General features: G+C 55.7%; 6 protein-coding genes. 1 reads left to right on the top strand and 5 read right to left on the bottom strand.

What is annotated here, in order from left to right:
• Positions 1 to 56: 56 nt before the first annotated feature.
• Positions 57 to 479: an NUDIX domain-containing protein gene (locus QZ725_RS00640; RefSeq protein WP_293775537.1), complete on the top strand. Its 423-nt coding sequence runs from the start codon at positions 57 to 59 to the stop codon at positions 477 to 479.
• Between the two features lie 28 nt (positions 480 to 507).
• Here the strand turns inward: QZ725_RS00640 and yacG are convergent, their stop codons facing one another.
• From yacG to QZ725_RS00615, 5 genes are all read right to left on the bottom strand, one after another.
• Complete coding sequence (yacG, locus tag QZ725_RS00635) at positions 508 to 711, bottom strand: DNA gyrase inhibitor YacG (RefSeq protein WP_293775536.1); 204 nt, start codon at positions 709 to 711, stop codon at positions 508 to 510.
• 8 nt (positions 712 to 719) lie between these two features.
• Complete coding sequence (gene zapD, locus QZ725_RS00630; RefSeq protein WP_293775535.1) at positions 720 to 1,475, bottom strand: cell division protein ZapD; 756 nt, start codon at positions 1,473 to 1,475, stop codon at positions 720 to 722.
• Between the two features lie 199 nt (positions 1,476 to 1,674).
• Positions 1,675 to 2,292, bottom strand: a complete 618-nt coding sequence (gene coaE, locus QZ725_RS00625; protein WP_293775534.1) for a dephospho-CoA kinase — start codon at positions 2,290 to 2,292, stop codon at positions 1,675 to 1,677.
• Between the two features lie 11 nt (positions 2,293 to 2,303).
• On the bottom strand, positions 2,304 to 3,167 hold the full coding sequence (locus QZ725_RS00620; RefSeq protein WP_293775533.1) for an A24 family peptidase: 864 nt from the start codon (positions 3,165 to 3,167) through the stop codon (positions 2,304 to 2,306).
• Positions 3,168 to 3,264: 97 nt separating this feature from the next.
• The gene (locus QZ725_RS00615; RefSeq protein ID WP_293775538.1) at positions 3,265 to 4,488 is read right to left on the bottom strand and encodes a type II secretion system F family protein; all 1,224 of its coding nucleotides are present in this window, start codon (positions 4,486 to 4,488) and stop codon (positions 3,265 to 3,267) included.
• Positions 4,489 to 4,492 lie beyond the last annotated feature (4 nt).

Here is a 4,492-nt window from a genome sequence, read left to right as displayed (position 1 = left end):
ATGCCGAAGTAAGCAACGATTTCAAAAGCTTCTACCCGCCTTCTTCACTGAATCGAATGTCTAAAAATACTACGCCGATTGATGTCGCTGTCGGCATTCTCATGAAACCGAATGGCGACGTGTTGCTGGGTCAACGCCCGGAAGGCAAGCCATACGCCGGTTACTGGGAATTCCCGGGTGGCAAGGTGGAAAAGGAGGAGGCGATTCTCGATGCGCTCAAGCGCGAGATGCTGGAAGAGCTGGGGATTACCGTGCTGTCTGCCGAGCCTTGGTGCGGCGTCGAGCATGTGTATCCGCATGCGCATGTACGCCTGCATTTCTACATCAGCCACGATTGGCGCGGGGAGCCGCAAAGTCTGGAGAATCAGGCATTTGCCTGGCAGGGGAGTGTCGGTGTGGAACCGCTGTTGCCAGCGACGATTCCCCTGATCGAATGGCTCGATCGGCTGCGTTATCCGGAGAGCGCCGGGCGCGCGTAACGCCGCTTTCCTACGCCTTCAAAATTATTCAATGATCGCGCGGTGAAGGCTGCGCCGGTGCATCGTCCTCGAAATCCTCAAGTGGATTGGCAACGGGGATGACATATTTTTCTTCCGCCCAGGCACCGAGATCGATCTGTTTGCAGCGATCAGAACAAAACGGGCGAAACTTGTTGGCTTCGATCCATTCCACTTTGGCGCCACAGGTGGGGCAATTGACGACAGCAGCCATGTGACTTCCTAGAAACTGCAGAGACTCAGCTCGAACGGCACATCGCTTTCGAGCGGTTTGGGTTTCATGTCACCATCCTGATTGGTGAAGCGCACCCACAACATGTATTTATTGGCCGAAATTTCGGGAATTGCGCCCAGCGACTCATCGATATTCAGACGCAGCATCTGATAGGTTTTGCCTTGCAGCATTTGCTGATAGCTGCCAGCCTGGGCAATCATCTTGACCGGGCGGCCCGATTCGCGCAGCAGGCGTAGCACCATGCTGATGGCGTCGAACAGCGGCATCAGCGGCATGAACCATTTTTGGATATCCGCCACGCGCTGTGCGGGCGCATCGTGTTGCCATGCGTAATACGACGGCAGATCAAATTCGCAGGCGCCGCCGGGAATGATGGTACGGCCGCGGATGCTCATCAGCCATTCGTTTTCACGAATATGCTGTCCGGTCTTGCCTTGCGAGGCACTGAGTGCGCTGCTGATGCGATCGAGATCGAACAGGATGGCATCGAGCATCTCGCTCTCGACATTCGGATTGGAGCGAAAACTAAGCAAGGTTTGCTTCTGACGTTCCAGCTCTTGCAGCAGGTCCGATTTCAGATCTGCGCGACCGGCGACTTCGAGCATTTCGAAAATGGTAGAGAGTGCGACGTGATGGTGCTGCGGGTGCTCGTGACCGATGAAAAACGCGAACTTCTCGTACAGGTCTTCCAACCGCAGCAACGTGCGAATACGCTCGTTGAAAGGGTATTCGTAGACAATCAAAGTGGCATCCCTTAAAAGGTGACCCGGGCGTTGAATAACGGGTTACTTACGTAGTAATTGTGTGATTCTGACCGAAGCTGCAACAAATTACAAATGGCCGCCGCATTTGCTTTGCGATAACCACGATCCAGTCGTTCTGCTGCGAATGGATTGCTGCGCAACGCATGAATAGACTGACGCTACAAGCGAATGTCCTAGTTCAGATTTGTTGCTGCGCGAGTACCAGATAATGCGCGTGCAATGCATCGACCAATGCCGGGAGTGTGCCTGCATCGCCGTCATTAAGGACGATGTCATCGGCGGCTATCAGTCGTTCAGCTCGCGTGGCCTGAGTCTGCATGATGGCGCGAACCTGTTCCTTGGATAAGCCGCTACGCTGCATGACGCGTTCGATTTGCCTTTCTTCTGGGCAATCGACGACCAGTACGCGCGAAACACGCTCGATCCACGTGCCGGACTCCACCAGTAGGGGCACCACGAAAATCACGTAGCTGCCCTTCGCTTCCAGTGCCGCCTTGACCGTTTGCTCGCGGATCAGTGGATGCAGAATGCCTTCGAGCTTGTGACGCTGCGCGGGATCAGCAAAGACGGTCTCACGCATTTTTGCGCGATTGAGGGCGCCATCGGCTTGCACGAAGTCATCGCCGAAAGCATCGCGGATCGGTTCGATGGCAAGTCCGCCCGGCGCAGTCAGGCTGTGCGCAATCAGATCGGTATCGACGATGCTGGCACCACGTGCGGCAAACAGATCGGCGACAGTGCTTTTGCCACTGCCGATGCCGCCGGTCAGTCCGATCGAAAAGGGAGGGGTTGTCACGTCAGGCATGGTCACAGAAAATCAAAATAGGTTCGCAGAATATCCTGACCATACAGCAATGCCAGCAAACCGGCAGCGGCCAGATAGGGACCGAACGGAATCGGATTGTCGCGGCCGCGTTTGGTCAGCACGATCAGGCCGATGCCGACAATTGCGCCAACAGCCGATGACAACAGGATGATGACAGGCAGCATCTTCCAGCCCATCCAGGCGCCGAGTGCGGCGAGCAGCTTGAAGTCGCCATAACCCATGCCTTCCTTCCCCGTAATCAACTTGAACAACCAATAGATCGACCACAGGCTCAGATAGCCAGCCATTGCGCCGATCACCGCATCGGACAACGGCACGAAAACGCCGTACAAATTGACCAGCAGGCCGAGCCATAGCAACGGCAAGGTCAAGTCGTCCGGCAACAGCTTGGTGTCTGCATCGATGAAAGTGAGCGCAATTAGCAGATAGATAAAAGGCAGCGTTGCAAGTCCAGCCCAGCCGCTGCCGAACTGCCAGATCAACAATGCCGACAACGCGGCAGTCAGTATTTCGACGATCGGATAGCGTATCGAAATGGGTGTTTTGCAGCCACTGCATTTGCCGCCGATCAGGGCGTAGCCGATGACGGGAATGTTCTCGACTGCAGTGATGCGATGACCGCATTGCGGACATGCGGAACGCGGCACCATGAGGTTGTAGCGATCTTCATGGGGCAGTGGCTTGCCGCTTTCACTGGCAACGTAATTGTCGGATTCGCGTTGCATCATCTTTGGCAGGCGATGAATCACGACGTTCAGGAAGCTGCCGATCAGCAGGCCGAACAATGCTGCGATGGCGGCGGGTAGTACGGTGGCCGGTGGTGCAAAGAGGACGGTGTCGAACATGAGAAATGGTATGGCGGAGATGGAGAGCTTCATTGTCTGCAGCGGTACGAACGGTAATCCCGTTCGCGCATGCAGGCAATGAAGTGTCAGAAGACGATCAGACGACCGAACCGAGTTTGAAGATGGGCAGATACATGGCGATAACGAGGCCGCCGATCAGCACGCCAAGGATGACCATGATCAGTGGTTCCATCAGGCTGGAGAGCGAGGCGACGGCATCGTTGACCTCTTCTTCATAGAAATCCGCGACCTTGCCCAGCATGTTATCGAGCGAACCCGATTCTTCGCCGATGGCGACCATCTGCGTGACCATATTTGGGAACACATCGGCATTCTGCATGGCCACTGTCAGGCTGGTACCGGTACTGACTTCAGTTTGGATGCGGCGTGTGGCATCGAGATAAACGGCATTGCCCGAAGCACCACCGACAGAGTCCAGTGATTCGACTAGCGGTACACCGGCGGCGAACATGGTGGCCAGCGTACGCGTCCAGCGCGCGATCGTCGCCTTGCGGATCACCGGGCCAAAGATGGGTGTCTTGAGCAGCAGGCGATCCATGCTTTGCTGCACCTTGAGCGAGCGCTTCCATGACTGGAAGAACAGGTACAAGCCCCCAAACAGGAAGCCGAAGATCACATACCAATAGGCAACGAAGAAGTCGGAAATCGCCATCACCATCAACGTCGGTGCAGGAAGATCGGCGCCGAAACTCTTGAAGACTTCCTTGAAGGCCGGCACCACCCAGATCATGATGACGGCGGTCACGATGAAGGCAACGGCCAGAATCGAGATCGGATAGAACATCGCCGACTTGATCTTGCTCTTGATCGCCAGCGTTTTTTCCTTGTAGATCGCCAGGCGCGTCAACAGATCTTCCAGGATACCGGCCTGTTCGCCAGCCCCAACCAGATTGCAGAAAAGCGGATCGAAATAAAGCGGGAATTTGCGGAAAGCCTGATTCAAGCTGGTACCAGTCTCCACATCGGCGCGAATGTCCTGCACCAGTTTCGAGACAGCCGGATTGTCATTGCCCTTGGCGACGATGTCGAACGATTGCAGCAACGGCACGCCGGCTTTCATCATGGTTGCCAATTGACGCGTAAACAATGTGATGTCCTTTTCCGACACCTTCTTGCCGCTGCGATAGGTTTTTTTCTTGACCTTGGTGACGAGAACGCCCTGGCGGCGCAAAGTGGCATTGACGACGGCTTCACCTCCGGCGCGAATCTCCCCACGTACGATCTTGCCGCTCTTGTCCTTGCCTTCCCACGCAAAGATGGATTCCTTGGCGAGCGCCGTTTTGCGTGCTGATGTTGCCATCCCT

Origin of the sequence: uncultured Oxalicibacterium sp. (genome assembly GCF_913776015.1) — a bacterium.
Lineage (GTDB): Bacteria > Pseudomonadota > Gammaproteobacteria > Burkholderiales > Burkholderiaceae_D > Oxalicibacterium.
The sequence above is the reverse complement of the archived record's forward strand: the minus strand, read 5'-3'. Positions and strand labels throughout refer to the sequence as shown.

Excerpts from the sequence above, each read along its gene's own strand:
- QZ725_RS00640 (WP_293775537.1), top strand. The coding sequence starts at position 57 with ATGTCTAAAAATACTACGCCGATTGATGTCGCTGTCGGCATTCTCATG.
- yacG (WP_293775536.1), bottom strand. The coding sequence starts at position 711 with ATGGCTGCTGTCGTCAATTGCCCCACCTGTGGCGCCAAAGTGGAATGG.
- QZ725_RS00620 (WP_293775533.1), bottom strand. The coding sequence starts at position 3,167 with ATGTTCGACACCGTCCTCTTTGCACCACCGGCCACCGTACTACCCGCC.
- QZ725_RS00615 (WP_293775538.1), bottom strand. The coding sequence starts at position 4,488 with ATGGCAACATCAGCACGCAAAACGGCGCTCGCCAAGGAATCCATCTTT.